This window comes from Rhodococcus sp. IEGM 1379 (genome assembly GCF_030056815.1).
Lineage (GTDB): Bacteria > Actinomycetota > Actinomycetes > Mycobacteriales > Mycobacteriaceae > Rhodococcus_F.
On record NZ_JASHKR010000027.1, the window covers coordinates 1 to 26,318 of the forward strand.

General features: G+C 62.1%; 25 protein-coding genes. 11 read left to right on the top strand and 14 right to left on the bottom strand.

All coding sequences use genetic code 11. From position 1 onward, the window contains the following. The 8 genes from QM600_RS16145 to casG all read right to left on the bottom strand — a co-directional run. The coding region (locus QM600_RS16145; protein ID WP_283262504.1) for an Ig-like domain-containing protein at positions 1-967 on the bottom strand (967 nt) is incomplete at its 3' end. A 284-nt stretch (positions 968-1,251) separates the two neighbouring features. Continuing rightward, entirely contained in the window at positions 1,252-2,955 is a 1,704-nt protein-coding gene (locus tag QM600_RS16150; protein ID WP_283262505.1) for an Ig-like domain-containing protein, read from the bottom strand. A gap of 94 nt (positions 2,956-3,049) precedes the next feature. Continuing rightward, positions 3,050-4,810, bottom strand: coding sequence for an Ig-like domain-containing protein (locus QM600_RS16155; protein ID WP_283262506.1), 1,761 nt, complete (start codon positions 4,808-4,810; stop codon positions 3,050-3,052). A 471-nt stretch (positions 4,811-5,281) separates the two neighbouring features. Further along, the gene (locus QM600_RS16160) at positions 5,282-5,797 is read right to left on the bottom strand and encodes a nuclear transport factor 2 family protein (protein ID WP_283262507.1); all 516 of its coding nucleotides are present in this window, start codon (positions 5,795-5,797) and stop codon (positions 5,282-5,284) included. A gap of 1 nt (position 5,798) precedes the next feature. Continuing rightward, positions 5,799-6,695 carry a TIGR03619 family F420-dependent LLM class oxidoreductase gene (locus QM600_RS16165; RefSeq protein ID WP_283262508.1) on the bottom strand — a complete coding sequence of 299 codons (897 nt, stop codon included), beginning with the start codon at positions 6,693-6,695 and terminating at the stop codon, positions 5,799-5,801. Between the two features lie 37 nt (positions 6,696-6,732). Further along, positions 6,733-7,089, bottom strand: a complete 357-nt coding sequence (locus QM600_RS16170) for an EthD domain-containing protein (RefSeq protein WP_283262509.1) — start codon at positions 7,087-7,089, stop codon at positions 6,733-6,735. Between the two features lie 35 nt (positions 7,090-7,124). Further along, positions 7,125-7,595 carry a nuclear transport factor 2 family protein gene (locus QM600_RS16175; protein ID WP_283262510.1) on the bottom strand — a complete coding sequence of 157 codons (471 nt, stop codon included), beginning with the start codon at positions 7,593-7,595 and terminating at the stop codon, positions 7,125-7,127. Further along, a complete protein-coding gene (casG, locus tag QM600_RS16180; protein ID WP_283262511.1) occupies positions 7,592-9,253 on the bottom strand; it encodes a steroid-24-oyl-CoA synthetase in 1,662 nt (553 codons plus the stop codon). Before casG ends, QM600_RS16175 begins: the two co-directional genes overlap by 4 nt. A 283-nt stretch (positions 9,254-9,536) precedes the next feature. On the opposite strand from casG, the gene casI reads away from it, so the two are divergent. The 3 genes from casI to QM600_RS16195 are packed head-to-tail and all read left to right on the top strand — an operon-like array spanning position 9,537 to position 12,873. Then, positions 9,537-11,168, top strand: coding sequence for a steroid-22-oyl-CoA synthetase (gene casI, locus QM600_RS16185; protein ID WP_502943001.1), 1,632 nt, complete (start codon positions 9,537-9,539; stop codon positions 11,166-11,168). Further along, on the top strand, positions 11,165-11,995 hold the full coding sequence (locus QM600_RS16190) for an SDR family NAD(P)-dependent oxidoreductase (protein WP_283262515.1): 831 nt from the start codon (positions 11,165-11,167) through the stop codon (positions 11,993-11,995). Before casI ends, QM600_RS16190 begins: the two co-directional genes overlap by 4 nt. Further along, positions 11,992-12,873 (top strand): LLM class F420-dependent oxidoreductase, encoded by an 882-nt coding sequence (locus tag QM600_RS16195; protein WP_283262516.1) that lies wholly within the window; start codon positions 11,992-11,994, stop codon positions 12,871-12,873. The genes QM600_RS16190 and QM600_RS16195 overlap by 4 nt, the downstream gene beginning before the upstream one ends. 61 nt (positions 12,874-12,934) lie before the next feature. Here QM600_RS16195 and QM600_RS16200 read toward each other — a convergent pair whose 3' ends face one another. Beyond that, positions 12,935-13,480, bottom strand: a complete 546-nt coding sequence (locus tag QM600_RS16200; protein ID WP_283262517.1) for a GtrA family protein — start codon at positions 13,478-13,480, stop codon at positions 12,935-12,937. A 66-nt stretch (positions 13,481-13,546) separates the two neighbouring features. Further along, positions 13,547-14,752: an enhanced intracellular survival protein Eis gene (locus QM600_RS16205; protein WP_283262518.1), complete on the bottom strand. Its 1,206-nt coding sequence runs from the start codon at positions 14,750-14,752 to the stop codon at positions 13,547-13,549. A gap of 112 nt (positions 14,753-14,864) precedes the next feature. Between QM600_RS16205 and QM600_RS16210 the strand changes: the two genes are divergently transcribed. Continuing rightward, positions 14,865-16,085: a fatty acid desaturase family protein gene (locus tag QM600_RS16210; RefSeq protein WP_283262519.1), complete on the top strand. Its 1,221-nt coding sequence runs from the start codon at positions 14,865-14,867 to the stop codon at positions 16,083-16,085. 7 nt (positions 16,086-16,092) lie between these two features. Here the strand turns inward: QM600_RS16210 and QM600_RS16215 are convergent, their stop codons facing one another. Next, positions 16,093-16,545, bottom strand: coding sequence for a nuclear transport factor 2 family protein (locus QM600_RS16215; RefSeq protein ID WP_283262521.1), 453 nt, complete (start codon positions 16,543-16,545; stop codon positions 16,093-16,095). A 135-nt stretch (positions 16,546-16,680) separates the two neighbouring features. Between QM600_RS16215 and QM600_RS16220 the strand changes: the two genes are divergently transcribed. From QM600_RS16220 to QM600_RS16245, 6 genes are read left to right on the top strand one after another with little or no spacing between them, the layout of a single operon-like run. Beyond that, entirely contained in the window at positions 16,681-17,847 is a 1,167-nt protein-coding gene (locus tag QM600_RS16220) for an acyl-CoA dehydrogenase family protein (RefSeq protein WP_283262522.1), read from the top strand. Further along, positions 17,844-18,791 (top strand): bifunctional MaoC family dehydratase N-terminal/OB-fold nucleic acid binding domain-containing protein, encoded by a 948-nt coding sequence (locus tag QM600_RS16225; protein WP_283262524.1) that lies wholly within the window; start codon positions 17,844-17,846, stop codon positions 18,789-18,791. The genes QM600_RS16220 and QM600_RS16225 overlap by 4 nt, the downstream gene beginning before the upstream one ends. Further along, positions 18,791-19,906: an acyl-CoA dehydrogenase family protein gene (locus tag QM600_RS16230; RefSeq protein ID WP_283262525.1), complete on the top strand. Its 1,116-nt coding sequence runs from the start codon at positions 18,791-18,793 to the stop codon at positions 19,904-19,906. Before QM600_RS16225 ends, QM600_RS16230 begins: the two co-directional genes overlap by 1 nt. After that, positions 19,903-20,331: a MaoC family dehydratase gene (locus tag QM600_RS16235; protein WP_283262526.1), complete on the top strand. Its 429-nt coding sequence runs from the start codon at positions 19,903-19,905 to the stop codon at positions 20,329-20,331. Before QM600_RS16230 ends, QM600_RS16235 begins: the two co-directional genes overlap by 4 nt. After that, complete coding sequence (locus QM600_RS16240) at positions 20,331-21,509, top strand: lipid-transfer protein (RefSeq protein WP_283262527.1); 1,179 nt, start codon at positions 20,331-20,333, stop codon at positions 21,507-21,509. Before QM600_RS16235 ends, QM600_RS16240 begins: the two co-directional genes overlap by 1 nt. Positions 21,510-21,523: 14 nt before the next feature. Next, positions 21,524-22,345, top strand: a complete 822-nt coding sequence (locus QM600_RS16245) for a MaoC/PaaZ C-terminal domain-containing protein (protein WP_283262528.1) — start codon at positions 21,524-21,526, stop codon at positions 22,343-22,345. Between the two features lie 109 nt (positions 22,346-22,454). Here QM600_RS16245 and QM600_RS16250 read toward each other — a convergent pair whose 3' ends face one another. Further along, positions 22,455-23,225 carry an SDR family oxidoreductase gene (locus QM600_RS16250; RefSeq protein WP_283262529.1) on the bottom strand — a complete coding sequence of 257 codons (771 nt, stop codon included), beginning with the start codon at positions 23,223-23,225 and terminating at the stop codon, positions 22,455-22,457. A 180-nt stretch (positions 23,226-23,405) separates the two neighbouring features. Between QM600_RS16250 and QM600_RS16255 the strand changes: the two genes are divergently transcribed. After that, positions 23,406-24,167 carry an SDR family NAD(P)-dependent oxidoreductase gene (locus QM600_RS16255; protein WP_283262530.1) on the top strand — a complete coding sequence of 254 codons (762 nt, stop codon included), beginning with the start codon at positions 23,406-23,408 and terminating at the stop codon, positions 24,165-24,167. Here QM600_RS16255 and QM600_RS16260 read toward each other — a convergent pair. Beyond that, the gene (locus QM600_RS16260; protein ID WP_283262531.1) at positions 24,113-24,907 is read right to left on the bottom strand and encodes a glycerophosphodiester phosphodiesterase; all 795 of its coding nucleotides are present in this window, start codon (positions 24,905-24,907) and stop codon (positions 24,113-24,115) included. The two genes, QM600_RS16255 and QM600_RS16260, sit on opposite strands and share 55 nt — an antisense overlap. Positions 24,908-24,909: 2 nt before the next feature. Further along, complete coding sequence (locus QM600_RS16265) at positions 24,910-26,286, bottom strand: ABC transporter substrate-binding protein (RefSeq protein ID WP_283262532.1); 1,377 nt, start codon at positions 26,284-26,286, stop codon at positions 24,910-24,912. Between the last annotated feature and the right edge of the window lie 32 nt (positions 26,287-26,318).

Sequence of the window (26,318 nt, forward strand, 5' to 3'; positions counted from 1 at the left end):
CGCCGTCCTTGAACTGCACCGTGCCGGCAGCGTTTGCGGGAGTGACCGTGGCCGTCAGATCGACGGCGGTGCCCGTCAACGTCGTCGGAGGAACCGACAACGTCGTCGTGGTGTCCACGGCCGGAGCCCCGACCTCGACAGCTGAGACCGCAGACTTCGAGTTGTCGAAGCCGGTACCGGATGTGTACACCGCAGTCACGTTGTGAGTGCCGAGGGTGACGAAGGTGTGCGAGAGAGTCGCCGTGCCGCCGGAGACTGAAACAGCACCGCCGATGTCGACGCCGCCGTCTTTGAACTGGACAGTGCCCCCGGCATTTGCGGGATCGACCGTCGCAGTCAGGTCAACGGCGGTACCGGCAGTGGCGTTCGCCGGAGCCTCCAATGTGGTGGTGGTGGGGGCGACGACGCGCACCCACGCGCCGCTGCCGCCCTGCTGACTGCCGAACGTGTAGACGTCGAACTTGAAGCCGGCGTTGTAGTCGCCGGTCGCCTGGGTCAGGGGGATTTTGTAGGTGACAGCGAAGTCGACGTTGTCGAGGTAGCCCTTGGTGCCGATGACTGGTACCGAGTTGCAGCCGCCGCCGGTGCAGGTCGCCTTGACGCCGGCAGCGCCCTCGGGGGTGACGTTCGACAGCTTGCTGATCGTGTGCGAAACGTACTCGAAGCCGGCGGGCTGGATCTGCCGGATCGCGGTCATGTACCGGCCGATACCGCTGTTCTTCCAGATCTTGGAAGTGAAGGTGACGGTGTCGCCCGGGTGGGCGATGTTGCTACCCGGGGCACCGTTCACCGCGGTCAGGCTCAGGTTCCACCTGAGGTTGTCGGTCGACTGGTCGCCCGTCGACGCGGGCGGCGTCGTTGCCGGATCGTATGCGACGGCGACGCCGGCGCCGGCGAGTATCAGTGTTATCGCGGCACCGGCCGCGATGATGGGTGTCGCCAGGCGACGACTTAGGGATGGATGCACGGGTGCTCCTTCAATTCCTTACCGCAAGTGCGGCATTGGGTTTGAGCAAGAATTCGTCTTAAAGAGAACGAAGCTATCCAGATTGGACACGTGACCAACACAATATGGGACTTTCATCCCGGAGGTCAATATTTCGAACGGGACAATCTGAAATATCGAATTTTGTCGAATAGTGTTGTAAACAAATAGATTTAATTTCAATTGTAGAACCTATTCAAACGAAAGGCGCGCCCCCGAACAATGTCGGTGACGCGCCTTTCGTTTACTGTCTTACGACTGCGATCTTAGGATCCGAAGATGCTTGACAAGCTGCCGAAGCCTCCCGGGCCCGGATCGGTACCGGCGGGAACCGTCAGTGCCTGCGGAGCAGACGCTGAGTCGATAAACCCTGCAGCGCCGATGAATTCAGCGGTGATGCTGAACTCGCCCGAAGCCGCAAACGTGGTAGGTAGTGTCGCAACACCGTTCACCACGGCGACGGGAGCGCCGAGAGTGACGTCACCCATCTTGAACTGGACCTTGCCGTTGGCGTTGGCCGGATCGACCGTGGCCTTCAGTGTGACCGGGGCGCCCTTGGTGATCGTTCCGACCGCGTCCAGGGTGGTGCTGGTCTGCACCGCTTCTGCCGGAGCGTTGGTGACGCTCACCGGGAATGCCGGTGCGACGGAGCCTGCGACGCCGGTGGTGCCGGAGTAGCGCGCGACAACCTTGTGGGTGCCGGTGGTGCCGAAGTTGTACTGCGCCACTGCGACACCGTCGGTGCCGACCGTGCCGGTCACCTTCTCGCCACCATCGATGGTGAACTCCACCGTGCCACCCTCCACTGCCGGGGTGACCTGCGCGTGCAGGCTGACGTCCTGGCCGACGTAAGCGAGGTTCGGGCTGGTCATCGCGAGGGTGGTGACGGTGTCGTCGGTGCTGACGTTGATGGTCTTGACCGCCGAGGTGGAGGCGATGAAGCCGGTGGAACCGGAGAACGCTGCCGTGATCGCGTAGTCACCGTCGGTGTCGAAGGTGTGGGTGATCGAAGCGCTGCCGGCAGTGACGTCGGCGGTGCCGAGAGAGGTTGCGCCGTCGAAGAACTCGACGGTACCACCCGGTGCGGCGGGGGCGACGTTCGCGGTCAGGGTGACCTCGGCGCCGTTCTTGACGGCGCCGGGAGCCACCACGGTGGTGGTGGTTTGCTTGTCGGCTTCGATGATGTTGGTCGTAACCAGTGCGCCCGCACCGGCGTTGAGCGGTGTGGCATCACCCTCGGCATCACGTGGGGTGCACTGGGTCGGTGCCCATGCGGTGATTAGCAGGGTCGCCTTCGGTAGGAACGTCAGGAAGTTCTTGTCGTTGGCCCACTTTCCGGCGTCGCCGCCGGTGCGCAACTTCATTTCGATCGTGCCCGAGGCACCGGCCTTGAGCCGTGCTTTGACTTGGGGCAGCTTGAAGGTTGTTTCCGCGCCGCTGGTGGCCAGGGCTACGATCCCGCCCTCGGAACTCTTGCTCGTGTTCGGACCGTTGCCGATCGTGGCGTTGTTGCCCGAGAGGCGGATGATCTTACCGGCGGGGTCGGGATTGCCGTTCTCGTTGATGCGCAGCACATTCGGTGTCACCCCGCTCAGGCCGATGCTGGTGCCGGGCACGATGTCCCCGCTTATAAACTCGGCGTTCGCCGGGATATCGACGTCGATCTTGATGCGCGAGATGCTCTTGACGCTTGCACCCGAGACCTCGTTGGGGACGGAGATCGGCGGTGGTGTGATGGTGACGTCGAACTCGTCGCCGGCGTTGACCGATTCCGGGGCGTCAACGGACACGGTGGCTGGCTGACTCAGCGCGGTCGGTCCTGCTACCGCGGACGGCGTTGCCAGGCAGGAAGCTATGAATGTGTTGTCGACGGTTTGGGCTTGGGCGGGTACTCCGGCGAACATGGTGACGCAGACGAGGGCTCCCACACCGACAGGTGTGACGAGCCGTTGAATCCTCTTCTTCTGCACGAATTCTCCTACGGATGAATGGAAAGTATCGAAGGTGCCCGTCCGAGATCCGGGGCGCGGCGTGCGCGCCCCGGATCGGGCTACGGGCGCGGACCTAGCTACCGAAAATGCCGGACAGCGAACCAAGGCTGCCGGTACCGGGACCGGGGGTGGTTGCGGTGGTGATACCCACGACGGTGGGGCCGGACACGGAGTCATTCCATCCGTCGCCGCCGACGAAGGCGGCGGTGACGGCGTAGGTGCCTTCGGCGTCGAAGATGTGCGTGATGGTGGCGACACCGTCGACGACGGCAACGGGTGCGCCGATCGCAGTGGTGCCGACCTTGAACTGGATGGTGCCGTTGGCACCGGCGGGGGCGACAGTGGCCGTGAACGTCATGGCGTTGCCCACGGTGGAGTTGCCGGCGATACCGAGGGTAGTGGTGGTGTCTTCGCGGTCGGGTTCGACTGCCTTGACGGTGACCGAGTACTCAGCGGAGGTCGAGGTGGCGAATCCGGGAGCTCCGACGAACGTCGCTACCACGTTGGAGGTTCCGACGGTGTCGAAGGTATGCGGGAGAACGGCGACGCCGTCGCCGGTGCCCACATCTGCTGTGCCGACGGGGACGCCGTCGACGGTGAATTCGACCTGACCTGCATTCGGGAATGGCAGGACGGTGGCGGAGAGGTTGGTTTCGACGCCTACGGTTGCGGTGACCGGCTCGAGAACTGTTGTGGTGGTGCCGAAGTCAGCATCGTTGACGGTCAGTGGGGATGCTGCCGAGTCGGAGTTGAGGTTGCCGCCGGTGCCGGTGAAGTGCGCGGTGAAGCTGTGTGAGCCAGCCTCGACGAAGGTGCGGGTGATCGCGGCGCTTCCGTCAATCACGTCGACCGGGCTGCCGACGTTGACGTCGCCGTCCTTGAACTGGACCTGGCCGGTTGCGGTGGCCGGGCTGATCGCGGCATCGAAGGTGACGGGTGCGCCGACGACGGCGGTGGCGGGAGCAGTCAGCGTGGTGGTGGTGTCAGTCGTCACGTCGACGGTCGAGATCTCGGAAGTGGCGTCGTGAAAGAGGGTATCGCCGGTGAACACGGCTGTGATGTCGTGCGCACCCGGGGTTTCGAAGGTGTGCTGTGTGGATGCAACGCCACCGACGACGGTGACGGGGCTGCCGATGTTGTTGTCGCCGTCCTTGAACTGGACGGTGCCGACAGCGTCAGCCGGACCGACGTTGGCACTCAGGTCGATCTGCTCACCGGTCTTGGCGGCTACCGGGGCCGTCAGTGTGGTGGTGGTGGCGACCTTCGGGTCCACAACACGCACCCACGCGCCGCTGCCGCCCTGTTGACTGCCGAACGTGTAGACGTCGAACTTGAAGCCGGCGTTGTAGTCGCCGAACGCCTGGGTCAGGGGGATTTTGTAGGTGACAGCGAAGTCGACGTTGTCGAGGTAGCCCTTGGTGCCGATGATCGGTACCGAGTTGCAGCCGCCGCCGGTGCAGGTCGCCTTGACGCCGGCCTCACCCTCGGGGGTGACGTTCGACAGCTTGCTGATCGTGTGCGAAACGTACTCGAAGCCGGCGGGCTGGATCTGCCGGATCGCGGTCATGTACCGGCCGATACCGCTGTTCTTCCAGATCTTGGAAGTGAAGGTGACGGTGTCGCCCGGGTGGACGATGTTGCTACCCGGGGCACCGTTCACCGCGGTCAGGCTCAGGTTCCACCTGAGGTTGTCGGACGACTGGTCGCCCGTCGACGAGGGGGGTGGCGGTGTCGGGTCGGCGACGGCGGTGCCGGCACCGCCGAGCATCAGGGTTATCGCGGCACCAGCCGCGATAATGGGTGTCGCCAGGCGACGGCTTAGGGACGGACGCACGGATCCTCCTTTATCGTGTGCCGCAGGCGGCACTCGTACCAAACATGACTTAGGTCACATGACTGCAAAGGGTACACATAACTGGACGTCCGTATAGGTGCTTTGGGGCTTTTACGCCAGTTGGTTTCTGCACACATCGGAGACTGGTCCAGGGAACAAGGTCCTGCGGGGGCTGCGACGGCAATCTTGGGCGCGGACTGTCGATCGATAGTGAACTATCGGCATAGGCAGGCGTATGTACCACGCGCTGATCGAACAGGAAACGACTGCCGCAGACGAGCGCCGCGCTACATCGATCCAGCCCAAGGTGGCGCAGTCGAAAAGGAATTACAGGCGAATTGGGGTAATCGGGGCCGCAGCGGCGAGTTTGGGCCGGGATGCCCTGAGTGGACTGGAGTCGTGTGTGCCACGGGAGTCCATCGGCAGTGGGGAGGACCGGGCCGAGCGAATTTTGGCGTGCGGGATTGAAACTTACAGAGATTGAATAGTTTTTCTCAGTAACGTCAACGGATCAGTGTCGTCACGTCGACCCCGGGGGCCGGCTCCCTCAGGATTGACGAAGCGGCCTTCGTCCGAGCGGGTCCATTCACGCACAGCCCAGCGCTCTTTGATCGCCCAATGCCCGCTACGACGCTCCATGTGGTCGACGAACCGTGCGCCGCTGGTGAAGTTGACCATCCCGACGCCTTCGGGGCCACCCCAATGTGTGGACATCGAGTACGCCTCGCTGATCGCGAAGTCGCCGTGCAGTTCGACGAGATGATTACCGATGTGGTGCATGGTGCCGCCGATGGCGGAGAGTTTCGGCGTCACCCACGCGATGTATTCGTCTACGTTGCCGTCGAATCCGGTGTGATGATCGATGGCATCGGGATGGTAGGCGCTACGTACGAGGTCGAAGTCGAGACGGTCGATGCCTCGGGCGTAGGTCAGGACTACTTCGCGAATTGCTTGCTTGTCCAGCAGATCTTGCACAGCCTGGTCCATCTCAGGCCTCCTTGATGTTGCTCATCCAGTTGAGTAGTTCCGGCAGTTCTTGCGCAGCACAGTCGAATACGGCGGGCCGAAATACGACGACGGATGCGCCGCGGTCGGACAAATCGTGGGCTCTTTCCGCGGTGGCTGCGAGATCGATAGTTCCGTTGTCGCGTCGAACGGGGGCGGCAGAGACCTGGATACGAACACTCTGGGGATCGCGTCCGTGTGCCTCGAATGTATTGCGCAGCAGCGCCACGCTGTCCGTGAATGTAGGTAGGTCGGTGGGGTTGACGGTCCAACCGTCGGCGACGCGTGCGATGCGGTCGAAGTTCCGTTGACTGGGAGCGAATCCGAAAAGAACAGGCACGCGGTCCTGCGTCGACAGCGGAAGGCTGTGGTAGTTCTCGAAGGAGAAATCGCGACCCTTGAAGTTGGCGGGTGCCTGCGTCCAGAGTTCGCGGCAGGCCTCGACGGTTTCTTCCATGCGACCGAACCTGGCGTCGAAAGGCATGTTGGTGGCGGTGTATTCGGCCTCTTGCCAGCCGACTCCGAAGCCCATCGTCACGCGTCCGTCGGACAAGGCGTCGAGGGTGGCGACCTGTTTTGCGAGCAGCGCCGGTGGCCGAACGGTTGCGATCAGGACCGATACTCCGAGGCGAGTGCGTTCGGTGACTGCCGCGATCGAGGAGAGCAGTGAAATCGGCTCGTACCAAGGATGATCCAAGGGAAATGCGAAGCCATGCTCGTCTACCCGTCCCGCATGAGCGTCGGCATTGAATCCGATGTGATCACCGGTGCAGATCAAGTCGATGCCGACTTGATCTGCGCGGGTGGCGAAGTCGAGAACCAGTCGGATCTTGCCGTCGAAGAGTGCTTCGAGGCCTAATACATTGACGCCAATCTCCACTGTGAAACTCTTTTCTGCCGAAGTTTGTTTCCGAATGTCAGATCCGAGGCAACTCGCACTCGTCGACGACGAACTGAATGATCTTGCTCTGATCCAGGAAATTGGATTCGTCGGCCCGGATCAGGTTGCCTATCTCCGGTCGGGCGTGGGTTGCCAGCATGTCGGCGTAGCCGGCTTTGTCGTGGAACCACATTTCGGTGATGACGTCGAAATGCGGGTCAGGAATGCCCTCGGCACGCAGAACCTGAGTCAGATCAGGGAAATTCCGTCGGTATTCGATGATCTGAGGAAAGGTTTTCGCAATCAGTGGAGCATGGTTGTTCTCGTAGTAGTCGATGAACTCTTCCCGTGTGAGTCCAGGCTTACGGGTGAGTAGCGCGATTGCTTTGAACATTGCCAGTCTCCTGTTTCAGGTGCAGTGAGATGTATTCAGAGTGTTCGTTTCGCGTGAGCGGACATGTCGCCGAGATGGTCCAGGCAGAAGAGTCGCTGCGTGAACTGCCACGATCCGTTGACGCAGCTGAATCGATCGAAGTATCGGCCAGACAGAATCGGTTGCAGCGCAAGGTCGTCAGTTCCCTGAATGACCATGACGTACGACAGCGCCGAGGCCTGATCGCCGTCAACGAAAACCCGAGTGTTGGTCAACATGTGCTTTGTACGAGGCATCGGGGGAGTGCCGTACATCCGGATGAAGCTGCTGCACGCGGCGAACACCGCATCGGCGTCGGAGGAAATGACGGTGGTGGCAATACCGTCCGGACCGCATTGACCGTAATCGGACTGCGCGAACAGCGCTGCGACTTCACGTAACCTGCCCTGATCGATCAGGTGTGTGTACTCGCAGAGCAGGTCACGGACCGCCATTTCGGCGACGATCCGTGACAGCTCTTCGGTCATACTGTGATCTCGCGCCGCACCATCTTGCCAGTTGCGTTGCGGGGCAGCAGATCACGAGTGATTCGCCACTTCGACGGCACCTTGAAGTAGGACAGGCGCTCGGCGGCGTACGCGCGGAGCTCTTCCTCGTCGGTGGTCGAACCGGGGCGCAGAACGACGACAGCCGAAACTTCCTGGCCGAGGTCCGGATGCGGCATGCCGATGACGGCGCATTCAACCACGTCGGGGTGCTCGTCGAGGGTCTGCTCGATCTCGGTGGGGTAGACGTTTTCGCCGCCGCGCAGGATGAGATCGGAACGACGGCCGGTCAAACGCAGGCGACCGTTCTCGACTACGCCGAAATCTCCGGTGCGGAGCCAGCGTCCGGGAGAGATTGCGGAGGCCGTGGCCTCCTCATTTTCCCAGTATCCGAGCATGACGAACGGGCTGCGTACGCAGACTTCACCTTCGATGCCGTCGGGCAGCCACTCGCCGAACGGGTCGCGTATTTCCATCGACACGGTGATGATCGGGCGTCCGAGAGTGCCCGGGAATTCTTCGAGTTCGGCTCCGATCGCAACAGCGATAGCTGTGCTGCATTCGGTGAGGCCATAGCTGTCGACCAGAGCATTGCGCGCGAAAGGCACCTGCTCCTTGAGCCGCTCCTTGAACGCGGGCGACGACGGAGCGGACGCCAGAGAGAAAGCAGTCAGCGAGGAGACGTCGTACTTGGCGATGTTGCCGTGCTCGATCAACCGCGACGCCATCGTGGGAACCGCACCCCAGCTGGTGACGCGTTCGCGCTCGACCAGTCCGAGAACCTTGTCGACGTCGAAGGCGCCTTCATACAGGATGACGGCGCTGCCGGTGGCTAGTCGCGGGACTACAAGGTTGTGCAGGCTGGCGATGTGGAACAGCGGGGACGTCAGTAGGTAGCGCAGTGGGCTGGGCTTGGATGCGTCGTACTCCCGGCCCATGAACGCAGCGCCGATAGCGTCGCTGTACTTGTGATAATCGACAACGGCCATCACGTTGCGGTGCGAGTGCAGGGCGCCCTTGGGCCGGCCACTGGTTCCGCTGGTGAACAGGATGACGGCTGGGTCGTCCTCGTCGATGTCGGTGTGCGGAACTTCGGCGCCTGCATACTCCGCGATGAGGGCCGGCAGGTCCTCTTCCATAGTCAGGACTGTTACGTCAGCAGGCAGTTCGGGCAGGGCTGCGCCGCGCTTGGCGTCGACTACGAGGACCTTCGGACGGGACAGCTCGATACCGTGTGTCACCTCACGCGGAACCCACCAGCCATTGAGACCGACCGCGATGGCACCGAGTGCCTGCGCCGCGAAGAAGGTCATGACCCACTCGGGGTTGTTGGCGGCGAGAATTCCCACACGATCGCCCTTGCGGATGCCGTACTTGTCCCGCAGCGCAGTCGCCAGGGCAGCTACGGAGTCGGCATGCTCGGTAAAGGAGATGCGACGGTCGCTTGTGACCAGATAATCGGCGTCTCCCCAGGCCCGGGACGCGGAGATGAGTTCACCGATGGCATGTCCACGATTCTTCATCACGGGCATGACGGTGCCGAGAACCTCTTCTTCGGCGATCTCGAACGGCCCACCGGGACCGGTGAGGCGTGAGACCACCTGGTCCAGGAGCAACTGCGGATCTGCGGGGGCAGTCATGGATTGGCCTTTCGTATTGTGGCGCTTTTCACGACACAAAATCTCACGTCCAATGATATCTGCGGGGATTGTTACCACTGAGCGAGACTGGTCGGGTTCCCTCCGCGGCACGCCGTTAGCGTTTCGAAACGAATCGCACTCTGCGCAACCACTCAAATGCGTACTGCGCACACAAGAGCTTCTTCCCATCTCGAGTAGGACACAGGACACGATGACGAACACCGCCACCGAAGCATCTACGAGCACGTCCGTTGCCACGCCGCAGCGCGAAGATGTCGCGCAGATGTTGATCGACCGCATCGGTGATCAACATCTGGGACTGAGGACCCGCACCCAGGACTGGACGTGGGATCAGGTCGTGCATGAAAGCGCTGCCCGCGGCTCTTACGCGAAGTCGCTTCGCGGCGCCGGCCCGTTCCATATCGGTGTTCTCCTCGAGAACGAGCCCGAGTTCCTGTTCTGGCTCGGTGGCGCGGCACTCACGGGCGCCACAATTGTAGGTATCAACCCGACGCGGCGTGGAGCTGAACTCGAAGCCGAGGTTCGGTACGTCGATTGCCAGATGATCGTCACCGACAAGGCCGGCCGCGAGAAGCTCGCCGGTCTGGATCTCGGACTGACGGACGACCGCTTCATTCTCGTCGACGACGCGTCCTACGTGGAAACCATTGCCGCGCATCAGGTGGAAGCGCCGCAGATCGACCTCGGTGTCGACGCGACGACTCTCTTCCTTCTTCTCTTCACCTCGGGCACCACCGGAATGTCGAAGGCTGTGCGCTGCAGCCAGGGCCGTCTGACCCGCTTGGCTTACGCGAACTGCGCTAAGTACGACATCGACCGCGACGACGTCTGCTACTGCTGCATGCCGCTCTTTCACGGTAATGCACTGATGGCACTGTGGGCGCCTGCACTCTCGCAGGGCGCCACCATCTGCCTCGTGCGCAAGTTCACCGCTTCCGGATTCATGCCGGACGTACGCTTCTACGGCGCAACGTATTTCACGTACGTCGGCAAGGCGCTCGGTTATCTGATGGCGACGCCGGAGAAGTCCGACGACATCGAGAACACACTGACTCACGGCTTCGGCACAGAGGCATCTCCGGGCGACAAGGCTGAGTTCATCCGCCGTTTCGACGCACAACTTTTCGAGGGCTACGGCTCGAGTGAGGGTGCCGGTTCGGTAGTTCTCGATCCGAACCAGCCGGCTGGAGCGCTGGGCCGTCCGGCCAGCGAAAACATCGTCATCGTCGACCCGGACACTCGCGAAGAGCGTCCGCGGGCGTTGCTCGACGAGCACGGCCGGGTCCTCAACCCGGACGAAGCCATCGGCGAAATGGTTGACAAGGCCGGCTCGCAGAAGTTCGAGGGCTACTACAAGAACGAAGACGCCATTGCGGAGAAGATTCGCCACGGTTGGTACTGGACAGGCGATCTCGGCTACGTCGACGAAGCAGGCTTCATCTACTTCGCCGGTCGCAAGGGTGATTGGATCCGCGTCGACGGAGAGAACACGTCGGCACTGATGATCGAGCACATTCTGCGTCGCCACCCCAAGGTTATTGCGACGGGCGTTTTCGCGGTACCCGATCCACGTTCGGGCGATCAGGTCATGGCAGGCATCGAGGTTGCCGACCTGGCCGATTTCGATCCGATCGAGTTCTCGAATTACCTTGTCGCACAGGCGGATCTTGGAACCAAGGCAGCTCCGCGATTCATTCGGGTGTCGACGCACCTGCCCACCACCGGTTCCAACAAGGTGCTCAAGCGCGAACTGCAGCTAGATCGCTGGCGCACCGAAGAGCCTGTGTACCACTGGGTCGGGCGCGGAAACCCGGAGTACAAGCTCATGTCCGACGCTGATTGTGATGCACTCGAGCAGGAGTTCCACACCCACGGGCGTTCGCGGTTCCTGTGAACCGTGTCGCGCTGGTAACCGGCGCCTCCCGCGGGATCGGCCGCGAATGCGCGCTGGCTTTTGCGCGCGCAGGGTTCGACGTTGCGATCACGGCCCGCACCATTCGTGAAGGTGAGGGCCGCGCGGCGCCGAGAACGCGTGCGGGAGAGCAGGTTATCCCGGTGCCGGGCAGTCTCGAGACGACGGTTGCTGAGATCGAAGCGTGTGGTGTGCGGGCGCTGGCCGTGCCGATGGATCTTCTCGATCGAGCATCGGTCATCGCGGCCGGTGAGCGCGTCCTGAACGAATGGGGCCGCGTCGACGTTCTGGTCAACAATGCCTACGCGCAGACGGTCGGAAACATGGATCGCATTCTCGACATCGAGATCGACGACGCCCAGGCGATGGTTGTCGGAAACTACCTGCATCAGCTTGCCCTTGTGCAGGTAGTTCTTCCGTCGATGGTCGAGCGCGGTAACGGCATTGTCATCGGACTTGCCTCGGGCTCGGCTACTTTGGACCCGCCAGCGCCTCCCGGTGAAGGTGGGTGGGGTTTGTCCTACGCGGCGTCCAAAGCCGCGTTCGGACGCATTGCCGGTGCGATCAACTCGGAGTACCGCGGCGCAGGCATCAAGGCGTTCAACCTCAGTCCGGGGTTTGTGATCACCGAGGCCGGTAAGGCTCGCGGCGGCGCAAACGCGATCGTGGATGCGGGATTTGCCGCTACACCGGCGTCGGTTCCTGCAGCGGCTGCAGTGTGGCTCGCAACAGATCCTGACGCCGAACGCTTCCTCGGCAGAGTTGTGGACGGTCCGAAATTGATGGCGACACTGGAGGAAACTGCATGAAGCTCGGCATTGTTGTCCCGGTAGAACTGGGACGTAGTGGTGATCCCGATTGGATTCTCCAGTTCGCCAAGGCAGCAGAGTCACTCGGCTTCGACGAAATCTCGGCAGTCGAGCATTCGGTTGTCATCGCCGATACCGAAAGTGAATACCCGTACTCACCGACCGGTAAATCTCATCTCCCCGACGACTGCGACATTCCTGATCCGCTCGAACTGTTGTCGTTTGTCGCCGGTGCGACAACCACTTTGGGGTTGTCGACCGGAGTGCTGGTGCTGCCCAACCATAATCCCGTAGTCCTCGCGAAGAGGCTTGCGACGCTGGATCGACTCTCCGGGGGGCGCCTGCGCATCTGCCTGGGATTGGGCTGGATGAAAGAGGAAATCGAAGCCTGCGGTGGCGATTTTGAGCGTCGAGGCAAGACTGCCGACGAGGCAATAGCCGTGATGCGCGCACTCTGGGCTGGTAAGGAAGCCGTCGATTTCGACGGCGAGTACTACTCGTTCAAGGGTGCGTACAGCTGGCCGAAGCCGCACAGCGAATCCGGTGTGCCGCTGTACATCGGTGGACACAGTCTGGCTGCAGCCCGCCGCGCCGGCCGACTGGGCAACGGCTTCCAGCCCCTGGGCTTGGTAGGCGAAGAACTCGACAAGGCAATTGCGGCGATGAAAGCTGCTGCGGTCAAGGCTGATCGCGATCCGGCTGAGGTTTCCGTGGTTCTCGGCGCAACGCTGCCGCGGTTGGACGAAGCGAAACTCGATTGGGCACGCGGGTTGGGAGCGGACCGCGTCGTGCTGTCTGCCAGCCGTCGCGGCACATCGTTGGAACTCGTCATCGACGAGATGACGGAATGCTCGAAGAGGTTGGGTCTGACCAACTGACATAACGGAAAAGCGGTCTGCAGCGTTAATGCTGCAGACCGCTTTTGTGTATTCCCGAGCGTCAGTTCTCGGAAGAGGTGACCGGAGGCGTTGCTTCGATATCGCGAATCATCTCGCCGTCGATGGACTCTTCCGGGAAGACGAATTTGCGCATCGCCCACCACCGGAAGACAGTCGCCAACAGGGTGCCGATGATCGATCCGCTGATGAAGTCGGAGAAGTTTTCCATCAACACGGAGACGTTGGGCTGGCGAAGATCGAACACGTAACTCGAGATCCAGAGCGGGACCTGGTTGATGGCCAAGCCGATGCCGGCGACGATGAAGAACAGTGCGGCCTCGTGGTGGCGTTGCCGTCCGCCTCGCTCGGCGAAGGACCATTCACGGTTCAGGACATACGACAGAACCGTCGCGACCAAGACCGCGATGATGTTGGCCGTGACTGGATGCTGAGGTAGAACCGTCCACTTGATGCCGAAGAACAAGATGGTCGTGACGACGAAGGCGATGCCTCCGACCACCAGGAACTTGAGCATCTCGGCGTGCGGGAGAACCCGCACGAGAACCTTCTCCGGAAGGCTGTTGACCAGTTTTCCTACAAACGCCATGTTTCGAGGCTAACCGGGTGGACGCCAGACAGCATAAATATTCGTTTCCCCGATGTTCATCGGAAGTTAAAACCCGTACCCCAGCACAGCCGGCCTCGCGGTGCCGAAGGCGACGTCGAAGCGGTGAATTTCTTCGGGGGAGGAGGCCTGGACACGGCCCGCGGCCGCGAAACCCTTGGCCTGGTGCGCGCCCAGGTACACACTGCTCAGAACGTCGGACGGCATGGTGATCCGGGCATCGGCGTCGGTGGGTGTGCAGGTGGCCTTGCCGCCGCGAATTGTCAGCGCGAAGGTGCCGCCGGCATCGAGGAATGGATCTTCGATCGTGATGACGGTATCGAGGTCAGCGACATATTCGCGGGCTTCGAGGGCTGCCGGAACATCCATGATCCGCAGCCACAGCCGGTCGGATCGGCGGGTGGTCCGCACCAACCGGTAGTCCGTCAGCATCAGCCGCAACGGATCTTCCGGATGCTGCCGAGTGTCGATACGGGTCACGAGATCGAGCCCGCACAACGTCCGCCACAAGGCTGCGTACACATCCGTCGTGAGTGCGACGAACTCGTCGACCTCGACGATGCTGTCGTGTCCTTCATTGCGGTGGCGGTAGGAAACGTAGCCGTCGGCATGTGTCAGAAAGAACAGTCCGGAAGCTCCGGCTCGATGCTCGGACGGGTCCGCGAGTGTGTGGTCCCAGTGAGCTTGCGGACGCTTTTGCACGCCAGGAGTCGCGAGGCGCCAGCGATCGTAGATGTCAGGAAGTAGCGTCGCCGCGGTCGGGGCGTCGGTGATGGACACACCACTCGCGTCGGGAGCCTCGGCGCGAAATTCGGCGAACCGGCGGTCCAGTGAGATCCCCTCGCTGACGGTTGCCGGTCCGTAGCCGAAGCGGTTGTAGATGCGGGCGTCACTGGCGGTCAGCGCGACCAGGGGAGCGCCGGTCGACGTTATGTGCTGATGCAGCCGAGTGAACATCGAGCGCAAGATCCCACGACGACGGTGCGTCGGGGCGACGGACACCCACGTGATGCCTCGGGTGGGTACTTGGTGGCCGCCCGGCACCGTGAACTCCATGTCGAACTCGATGGCCAAACCGACAACCTGGTCGCCATCCGTCGCGACGACGATGTCTTCGGGTTTGTAGAGCGCACGGGTGAGCGTCTTGTCGGCTGCCGACGGGTGGAATCCGAATCCCGTGGAGTCGAGTAGCTGGATCGCCGGCCAATCGGCTTCGGTGGCTGTTCGGATGGCGATCGTGTTGTCAGTGCTCACACCCGTCGATGCTGGCACAGATCGGCGGTGAGCGCACGTGAGATAACGCCGCCGACGTTTTCTCCCCGAGCAGTAGGGGTACCGCACGGGAAACAGACTCGAGGAGAAGCCAGTGGCAATCACCGACATCAAGGAATATGCGCATCTGACCGATGAAGACGTCGAGGCACTCGGCGTCGAACTTGATGCGATCCGGTTCGACATCGAGGACAAGCGCGGAAGCCGTGATGCCAGATATATCCAGCGGACCATCGCGTTTCAGAGATCGCTGATGGTCGCCGGTCGAATCGTCTTGTTTGCCAGCAAGAAAAGGCCGGCCTGGATTCTCGGAACCGCATTGCTCGGGGTCGGGAAGATCATCGAGAACATGGAACTCGGCCACAACATCATCCATGGACAGTGGGATTGGATGAACGACCCCGAAATTCATTCGAGCAACTGGGAATGGGACAACACGTGCCCGTCGTCAGGATGGAAACATTCGCACAATTTCGTACATCACAAGTTCACGAATATCGTCGGCCTCGATAACGACGTCGGCTACGGCATTCTTCGTGTCACCCGCGACCAGAAGTGGCACGCAGAGTATCTATTCCAGCCGATCACCAACGCGGCGTTGGCAACACTCTTCGAATGGGGTGTAGCGCTTCATCACTTGGAGACAGACAAACTCCGTAAAGGTGAAGTGAAATGGTCGGAGAAATCCGAGATGGCCAAGGACGTGGGAAAGAAAATTGCCCGCCAGGTCGCGAAAGATTACATCCTGTTTCCTGCGTTGACAGGTCCCGCGTGGAGAACCACGCTCACGGCCAACGTAGTTGCGAATCTCATCCGCAACTACTGGACTTACGCCGTCATCTTCTGCGGTCATTTCCCCGACGGCGCCGAGAAGTTCACTCTCGAGGAGTTCGAGAACGAGACGAAGGCGCAGTGGTATCTACGGCAGATGTTGGGTTCGGCCAACTTCCACGCCGGACCGGTCATGGCGTTCATGAGCGGAAACCTCTGCTACCAGATCGAGCATCATTGCTTCCCGGATTTGCCGAGTAACAGGTACTCGGAAATTGCGGTGCCACTTCGTGAACTATGTGACAAATACGATCTGCCGTACACCACCGGTCCGTTGTGGAGGCAATACGCGCTGACGTTGCGGACCATCTGGAAGCTGTCACTGCCCAACAGATTTCTATCTGCATCAACGGACGACGCACCGGAAACTCACTCGGAACTGAAGTTCCGTATCAGGGGTGGGTTGAAGGAAGTTTTCGGTACGGATCCGAAGACCGGAAAGAGGCGCGGCCTTCGGACTGCGATCGCGATGGTCTCGAACTGATCGTCGGCTACCGACCGAGCAGAACCACCGGCACATCCTCAGCGAAATCGACAATCAATTCACGACGCGAGAACAGCCACGTGCCGTCGACCTTCTCGAAACTGTCCTGGTAGCGCAGTTCGATCAGGTTGTCCCGGAAGCCGTCGCCGCGCGGATAGATGTGGTGGGCGGAGCAGTAGGCCTCACCGTGGGCGGTGGTGTCACTGTCTAGATCGAGTACCTGCTGCTGGACGATGTGCCGCGTGGAATGCAGGTGAGCGACGGCGTCGACTATCGACGTGGACAGCGTCGTGTTGCCCGCGATCTCCGTCGGCGCGTCGGTTCCGTTCAAGGCCGGGGGCAAGACGAACTTCGCGTTTTCGGTGAAGAGAGTCGCGAGTGTGGTGGTGTTTCGGCGGTCGACGGCCTGTGCGTACCTGGCGGCCAAGTCGGTGAGTGCTATCCGATCCGAGGGGTCCATCGGCCTATTTCAGCCTATGTGACGGGCCTCATGCGGAGCTTTCCCATTCAACGAGACATTTTCAGCGCCGCAGTGGCCACGTCGTTAGCGTCCAGACCAAGAGTTGCTAGCCATGAATGCCATAGGAGAACCGCGATGGATCTGAGGGAATCGCCCGAGCAGCAGGAGCTCCGCAAGGAGTTGCGCGCGTACTTCGCAGCGCTGCTGCCGGAGGAGAAGCGCCGCACTGCCGGTGAACAAGGTGTGGGCGGCGAGTACTTCCGCGAGATCGTGAAGCTGCTCGGCAAGGACGGCTGGCTCGGTATCGGCTGGCCCGTGGAGTTCGGTGGCCAGGGTCGCTCCATCGAAGAGCAGTTCGTGTTCTTCGACGAGGTTCAGCGCGCGGGTCTGCCTTTCCCCTTCGTGACCGTCAATACCGTCGGCCCGACGTTGATGAAGTACGGCACCGAGGAGCAGAAGGAACGTTTCCTTCCGGGCATCCTCGCCGGCGACATCGTCTTCGCCATCGGTTACACCGAGCCCGAGGCCGGAACCGACTTGGCTTCGCTCAAGACTCGCGCAGTGCTCGACGGCGAAGAGTGGGTTGTCGACGGCAACAAGATCTTCACCAGTGGTGCCAATACTGCTGACTACGTCTGGCTCGCGGTTCGCACCGACGCCGACGCTCCCAAGCACAAGGGCATTTCGATCCTGATCGTGCCGACGGCTGACCCCGGCTTCGAGTGGTCGCCGATCAACACTGTCGGCGGTCTGATGGTGACGTCGACGTACTACGCCGGCATCCGCGTCCCCGCGAAGGACGTTGTCGGTGAGGTCAACGGCGGCTGGAAGCTGATCACCGCGCAGCTCAACCACGAGCGAGTTGGCTTGGCCGCCATCGGTGGTCGTACGTACGGCCTGTGGAACCTGGTCCTGGACTGGGCCAAGGAAAACGGCACCATCGACATCCCTTGGGTCCAGCAGGATTTCGCTCGCACGCATGCGAAACTCGAAGCGATGCGTCTGCTGAACTGGAAGATGACGGCTGCCGTCGCCCAGGACACGCTCTCGGGAGCCGACGCCGGTGCCACCAAGACGTACGGCACCGAAACTCACGTCGACGTGTACCGCACGCTGCTCGGCATCCTCGGCTCTGCCGGCCGTATCCGCCCCGAGTCTCCGGGCGCGATCCTCGCCGGTCAGATCGAGCAGATCTCCCGTCAGGGCGTCGTGAACACCTTCGGTGGCGGCGTCAACGAGGTTCTGCGTGACATGGTCGGCACCATCGGCCTCGGCTTGGTCCGCGAAAAGAGGGTCAAGTGAGCGACTTTCAGACGCAACTCGAAGCCTTCGTAGGCCAGACGCTCGTTCCCACCACGTGGGGACCTGACGAGGTCAACGTTCCCATGATCCGGCATTGGGCCGAGACCATGGGCGATACCAACCCCGTCTACCTCGACGACGAAGCTGCCCGCGCCACCGGCCGCGACGGTGTCGTTGCTCCCGCGCAGATGCTTCAGGTCTGGATCATGCGCACCTTCACCGACAAGATGGCCGGCAACGACCCGTCGCAGGTGTGGACCGATCTGATCGCCACCCTCGACGCCGCCGGATTCAGTTCCGTCGTAGCCACCGATTCCGATCAGGAGTTCCACGCCGAACTTCGCCCCGGCGATCGGATCAACTACACCGAGGTCATCGAGTCGATTTCCCCGGAGAAGAAGACGGGCCTCGGCACCGGACACTTCGTGACGACGCTCAAGACCTACCGCAACGGTGACGATGAGGTTGTCGGTACGCAGAAGTGGCGGACGTTGCGGTTCAAGCCGCAGGAAGCCAAGGCTCCGGAAGCTCCGCGGGCATTGCGTCCGCGTCCGGCGCTCAACGCGGACAACGCTTTCTGGTTCGAAGCTGCCAAGGAGCACCGTCTGGTGATCCAGCGCTGCACCGACTGCAAGACGCTGCGTCATCCCACCGGACCGATGTGCGGCGAGTGCCAGTCACTCGCGTGGGACACGATCGACTCGACCGGTCGCGGCACGGTGTACAGCTTCGTGGTCAATCATCACCCCAAGATCGACGCGTTCGACTACCCGCTCATCGTTGCGGTCATCGAACTCGAAGAGGGAACCCGATTGATCGCCAACATGGTGGGTATTGCGCCCGAAGATGTCGTGGTCGACATGCCCGTGGAACTTGACTGGATCGACGCCGACCCGGATCTGACGCTTCCCGCGTTCCGGCCGGCCGCACGCGAGGAGCACTGATGGACTTCAATTTCAGCGAAGAGCAGGAAGCTATTCGCGAACTGGCCGACGAGGTTTTCACCAGCAAGGCCACCATCGACCGCACCAAGGAGATCGAACTCTCCGCCGAGCGCGTCGACCGCGAACTGTGGCGTGAACTCGCTACCACCGGTCTGCTCGGCATTGCATTGCCGGAGGAGTTCGGCGGCGGTGGCCTCGGTCTGGGCGAGCTGTACGCACTGCTCGAGCAGCAGGGGCGCCACGTTGCGGCTGTCCCCATCTGGGAGACCACGCTCGCAGCCTTCGCGATCAACGAGTTCGGATCGGATTCGCTTCGCGCAGAGTTCCTTCCGGGTGTTGCCGACGGTAGCCGTTTCCTCACTATCGGCCTCGAAGAGTTCGGCCCGTACTCCGGCGGCGACCCGCTGACGACGGCATCGCAGGGTGCCGACGGCAACTGGACGCTCACAGGCGAAAAGGCCGTTGTGCCGATCACGCATATCGCTGACCGCGCACTGGTATCTGCGACGGCGGCCACGGGTGCGGCGCTCTTCCTGGTTGATCTGGCTGCCGACGGCGTCACGGTCGAGCAGACGCAGTCCACCAACCACGAGATCTGCGCCAACGTCACCTTCGCCGGTGCACCCGCGCAGCTGATCGGCTCCGCCGACGGCACCACCGTTTCGTGGCTGATCGATCGAGTTGAGCTTGCATTGGCCGCAATTCAGTGGGGCGTCGGCTCGGGCGCAGTCGCTCAGGCCGTCACGTACCTGAACGGCCGCATGCAGTTCGGCCGTCCGCTCGCGACCTTCCAGGCCGTGAATCACCAACTCGCAGATTGCTACATCGATCTCGAAGCGATGCGCGTGACACTGTGGCAGGCCGCCTGGCGCATTACCGAGGGCCTGGACCTCGGCACCTCGGTGCTCGTCGCCAAGTGGTGGGCCACCGACGGCGGACAGCGTGTTGTCCACCGCACCACGCACGTTCACGGCGGCATGGGCGTCGACACCGACTACCCGGTCCACCGTCACCTCCTGTGGGGCAAGCAGATTGCCGCCACGCTCGGCGGTGCCAGCTCGGACCTTGCGCGTCTGGGTGCTCAGCTCGCGTCCGGCGTCGAGGTGGTCGCATGACAGTCTTGACCGGTCGCAACTATGCCGATATCACGGTCGGAGAGGTATTGCCCGAGTTGGCAATTCCGCTCACCCGCACGCTGATCATTGCTACGGCAATCGCCACCCGCGATTTCCAGGACGTCCACCACGACCCGAGCCTGGCTCAGGAACGTGGTTCCAAGGATGTCTTCATGAACATCCTGACCAGCAACGGTCTGGTCGGCCGTTACGTCACCGATTGGGCAGGGTCGGCATCGACGTTGCGTCGCATCGCCATTCGTCTGGGCACACCCAACTACCCGGGTGACACCATGACGATGTCCGGTGAGGTTGTGTCCAAGGAAGACGGCGTCGTCGTGGTCAAGGTTCAGGGCGCCAACAGCCTTGGCAATCACGCAGCCGGAACCGTCACAGTCGCTTTCAAGGAAGAGGGGAATGCCTGATGGCGATCAGCCCACTCTCGGGTGCCGCTGCCATCGTCGGCATCGGGGCCACCGAGTTCTCCAAGAAATCCGGACGTAGCGAACTACAGTTGGCCTGCGAGGCCGTCGTCGCTGCGCTCGCGGACGCCGGCATCGAACCGTCCGAGGTCGACGGTCTGACCACCTTCACGATGGAGACCAACGGCGAGATACTCGTCGCTCGCAATTGCGGGCTCGGGGAGCTGAAGTTCTTCTCCCGCATCGGCTACGGCGGCGGCGCGGCATGTGCGTCGGTGCAGCAGGCAGCGATGGCAGTGGCAACCGGCATCGCCGACGTCGTGGTGGTCTACCGTGCGTTCAACGAACGTTCCGGGATGCGCTTCGGTGCGGGCCAGCATGATCGACCCATGGACAGCACCGCCGACCGCGCCGCGTACGCGTGGCTGACCCCGCAGGGCCTGTCGACACCCGCTCAGTGGGTTGCGATGTTCGCGAGGCGGTACATGCACCAGTATGGAGCAACCAGCGAGGACTTCGGTCGTGTTGCCGTGGTGGCGCGCAAGCATGCTGCTAACAACCCGGCGGCTTGGTTTCACGGCAAGCCGATCACGCTCGAGGATCACCAGAACTCCCGCTGGATCGCCGAGCCGCTGCACTTGCTCGACTGCTGCCAGGAGACCGACGGCGGTCAGGCCCTCGTTATCGTCTCGGCCGAGCGCGCAAAGACTCTGGCCAACAAGCCCGTCATCATCAAGGGCGCGGCACAGGGCAGTGCCAAGGATCAGCACATGATGGCCAGCTACTACCGCCCCGACATCTCCGGTATCCCGGAGATGGGGTTGGTCGGCCGTCAGCTGTACGGCCAGAGCGGCCTAACACCGGACGACATCAACGCCGCGATCCTCTACGACCACTTCACCCCGCTGGTGCTTCCACAGCTCGAAGAACTGGGCTTCTGCAGGCCCGGCGAGGCCAAGGACTTCATCCGCGAAGGCAACCTCGAGATCGGTGGACGCTTGCCGTCCAACACTCACGGTGGCCAGGTCGGCGAGGCATACCTGCACGGCGTCAACGGAATTGCCGAAGGTGTCCGACTCGTTCGTGGCACATCGACCAATCAGCCCGAGGGCGTCGAGAACGTATTGGTCACTGCCGGAACAGCAGTACCCACCAGCGGTCTCATCCTCGGCGCGGTCTGAGAGAGGAATTGAACATGACTGCTTCCGAAACTGTGAAGACCGCCGGCGATTGGCGCGGAGCCGATCTCGGTACCCGCACCGTCTCCTATACCGAGCGCGACGCGATCCTGTACGCACTTGCCGTGGGCGCCAAGGCAACCGAGCTGGACCTCGTCTTCGAGGATCGGCTTCGGGTACTGCCGACCTTCGCTCTGACGCTCGCACAGTGGGCTCCGGATGCGTTGGGCTCGCAGGGTGCGTTCGACACGTCGACCGCACTTCACGGCTCCCAGGAACTGAAAGTGCTTGCCCCGCTGCCCCGCAGCGGTGAGCTGGCACTGAAGGCTTCCGTCGGCGAGGTGTGGGACAAGGGCGCTGCTGCAGTGTTCGAGGTGAAGGTGGAGTGCGAGTACTTCGTCGCAACCTGGTCGCTGTTCGCTCCCGGTGCCGGCGGATTCGGTGGGGAACGCGGACCGTCGCGTCCGGCCGAGCCCACGGGTGACCCTTCGCTGACAGGTGTCCTGACCACCGCCGAGAACCAGACGGCGATGTACCGACTCCTCGGCGACATGCACCACATCCACATCGATCCCGAGGCCGCAGCGCGTATCAACCAGCCGCGTCCGATCATGCACGGCCTGTGCACCTTGGCGGCCAGCACGCTCGAACTCGCTCGTGTCACCGGAGTTCACCCGGCTGATCTCGTGAGCCTCGAGGGTCGTTTCGCGGCTGCCATCCATCCGGGTGAGACTCCGTCCATCGCGGCGTGGGGAACTTCGGAGGATCTGGCATTCCAGGTATACAAGGACGGACAGCTGGCAATTTCCGGTGCGCGAGTGAGCTTCTCCGCCTCGTAGCACCCACAGTCGCAACTGCGGGGCGCTTGATCCCCGTCGCGCCCCGCAGTTGTTCATACAAATAAGGAAGCCCCGGAGCATTCGCTCAGGGGCTTCCTTGTGGGCTGTTTCAGTTCTCGCGCATCGCCATGTAGCGGGCCGGGTACTCGCCGCCGCCGTGAACGGCAATGTCGGCACCGTTGACGTACGAGGAAAGCGGGCTGGCCAGGAACAGGCAGGAATTCGCGATGTCCGACGGTACAGCCATGCGCTCCATCGGAAGTGTGGCGGTGACAGCAGAGCCGTCGCCGTACACCGATGCTGCAGCCTCGGTGCGGATCAGCCCGGTGGTGATGTGATTGATGCGAACCTTGGGGGCCCACTCGAGCGCCAAAGCCTTTGTCAGGACCAGTAGTCCGGCCTTCGCAGCACTGTAGGCGGCGGTACCGGGCTGCGGATCGATGGCCGAGACGCTGCCGATGTTGATGATGGCGCCGCCGTCGTCCTGCGTCTGCATCACAGCGTTGGCTGCCTGCGCAACGTTGAAGGGAGCCAGCAGGTTCAATGCCACGATCTTCTCCACGAAACGCGGGGAGACGGTGGCTGCATCGGCGTCGGGGGAGCCGCCGGCGTTGTTGATCAGGACGTCGACGCGGCCGTAAAGGTCGACGGCTTCCTGAACGAGGGCTGCGGCGTCTGCGGGATCACGGACGTCCGTAGCTTTGAAAGCTGCAGTGCGGCCGTCGGCCGAGGGGAGCGTTTCCGGCTCGTTTCGGCCACAGACAAGTACGTTTGCGCCGGCGGCCAGGAAGGTTTCGGCGATGACGAAGCCGATGCCCTTGGTGCCGCCGGTGACGACCACCGAACGTCCGCTGAAATCGACAGGGTTGGGGAGTGACACGGTGGAGCCTTCCTGATGCGGGGCCGAGCTGAATTGCCGCCCAATATGATTGACGCGGCATGGTCGCACACTTTAGGGTCAAGCAAGTGCTTGGTTGTTTAGTAAGTCGAGTGTAGACGACAAACACCGGCAGTCACCAGAATCGACCAGTCCCCGCGTCAAGGACATTGGAGTAATCACATGGGCAAGCTCGACGGCAAAGTTGCACTGATCACCGGTGCCGGCCAGGGAATCGGACAAGGAATCGCACTTGCATTGGCCAAGGAAGGTGCCGTCATCGCGGTTGCCGGGCGCACCGAATCCAAGCTCCACACCACCTGCGGACTGCTCGCCGACATCGGCGGCCGCGGCGAGGCTGTTGTCTGCAACGTCAGCAACAAGGACGACATCACCGCAGCTGTGGACCGTACGGTCGAACTGTTCGGCGGAATCGATATCTTGGTCAACAATGCCAACGACTGCAAGCCCGGCCCGCTGCTCAGCGTGCTCGACGAGGATTTCGAGCGCTCTTTCGCAACCGGTCCGCTTGCGACTCTGCGCATGATGCGGGCAGCGCATCCGCACATGGACGCTCGCGGCGGCGGCGTCATCATCAACATGGTTACCTCGGCGGCCGTCCGTTGGGATGCCAGCAACTACGGTGCTTACGGCTCCATCAAAGAAGGCATGCGCTCACTTACCCGTGCTGCGGCCTGCGAATGGGGCAAGGACAACATCCGCGTCCTCAATGTCGCGCCGCACGCCCAGACGCCCGCTCTGCAGTGGTGGATGGACAAGAACCCCGAAGAGGCTGCTGCCTTCGTTGCCGGCATTCCCCTCGGCCGCGTCGGCGATCCCGAAGCGGATATCGGACGCGCGATCGTCTTCCTCGTTGGCGAAGATGCCGGCTACCTGACAGGTGCGACGATTCCCCTCGACGGTGGCCAGTCGCGTTGGGGCTGACCTCCTGCCGTGTGGGCGCAGGCAAGCCATTGCTTGGCATCTGCCGGGAAGTCGGTGGTGGTGCCGTCCACTCCGAGTTCTAGGGCGCGGACCGCATCGTCGGAAGTCTTCAGCGGCCAAGCATGAACCTGCAGTCCGGCTTCGTGGAGCTCGCGGACCAGATCTGCGGTCAGCCCGTTCCAACCGCAGTAGAAGGCACCCGAGCCGGTAGACGCCAGGACAGATCTGATGCCCGCCGGGTGGTTGTCGGCATCGGGGTAGGCCGCCACGATCAATCCGCGCGGAACGAAGGGCGCGACCTCGGCGACTGCATGCAGTGCGTCGGCTGAAAAGCTCGTGAACTGTATGCGTTGAGCGTCGTCCGGGCGTGCCTGCGCGATCCGTCCCAGTTCCGGAACCACCTCGATAGCTTTGATCTCTACCTGCAGGGTGACGGTGGTGTTGTCGAGCGCTTCCTCGAAGGTGAGGACGCCGCGTCCTGAATCCAATTCGATGTCTTTGATCTGGTCGAAGTTCAATTCCGCGACAGGGCCGAGTCCACGGCCGGAACCGTCGGCGGCAGTGCGATCGAGTGTTGCATCGTGGAGCACGATGGCAACGCCATCCGCGGTTAATCGCACGTCCAACTCGATCTCGTCCACGCCCATCTGCTCGGCGAGGCGAAATGACGCGATGCTGTTTTCCGGCGCGTGGCCCATGGCGCCGCGATGGCCGACCAGGGTGAATGATTCGGATCGCATTGTCAGGCGACCTTGCTTTCGTAGACCTTGCGCACGGACTCGGTATCGGCGCGCAGTTTGGTTGCCGTCGCTTTCAGAGTTGCGGCGGGATCGGCATTTTCGGTGTACAGCTTTTGGATCGCGGTGCGCATCTCGATGATGGTGCTTTGCACGTACCGGCGAACCGGGTCGGGTTGCCGTGCCAATTCGAGTTGGTCGACGGCCAACTTGTAACTCGGATTGTCGGCCATGACCTGGCGGACTTTTGTAGAGTTTGCAGCGGCTATCGTCGAGGGCAGGTATCCCGTTCCGACGGTCCAGGTGGACGACGCTTCCTCGCCGGACAAGTACGCAAGTACCTGGGCCGCAGCGTCCTTGCGTTCTGGGCTGGCGTTTTTCATGATGCCGAGACCAGCGCCGCCGGTCGGCACCCCGTGAGTTTTCTGCTGAGGTAAGAAGCCTGCCCCCACCTCGAAGGGAGAGCCTTTGATGAGCCCGGTCAGAGATCCGGTCGAGTTCGTAATCGTTGCCACCTGACCGTTCATGAAATCGTTGTTGACGTCCTGTGCGAGATAGCCGCTCTTGTCGTCATTGACCACTGCGCGGTCGAACTCCGCTGCAGCAATTGCGGCGGCCGAGTCGACAGTGACATCGAGGCCTTCGGAGATCGCCCCACCGAAATTCCAGACGAGACCCTGCATGTACCAATCGTCGGCGCCGGTATATGCGCGCATCTTCAGAGAGTTGCCATTGTAATTCTGACCCGTGATCTGCTTTCCCCACGAACGGAATTCGTCCCAGGTCGCGGGAGCGCGGTCCGGTAGACCGGCGGCGGCAAAGATCTCCTTGTTGTAGTAGAAGAGGGGTGTCGATCGACCGAACGGGAGCCAGAAGGATTCACCGCGAACCACGCCCTCGTCGAAGAGGCGTTCGTTAAACGCACCCCGACCGAAGTTCTTGTCGAAGTAGCCATCCAGTGGTTCGAGGGTGTCGTTGAGAAAGAACTTGTTCCACGAGACGTCGGAGAAGACACCGATGTCAGGTATCTGCCTGGCCTGCAGTCCGGCCGCGATCTTCTCGGTTACTCCGTCGTATCCGTTGAACTGCTGTACCTCGGCGTAGATGTCGGTCTGCGACCGATTGAATCCGTCGAGGACACCGGTGAAGACTTCGTGGTTATTTCCCGACCACGGGCTCCAGATGACGACATTGGTTCGTCCGGCAAACTCAGTGGGGGGCTTGACATCCGGTGCGGAGAAAGATGATGTCCCGCCCGCAGGGCTGCCACATGCAGCGAGAATGGGAAGGGCGATTGCCGTCATGCCAGCAGCAGTGAGGAAGCTGCGGCGACTGATGTTCACAGGCTGTGATGCGGAGCCTGATCGGGTAAAGAATGACACGGTGGTATCTCCTGGAGGGTGCTGAAATGGCA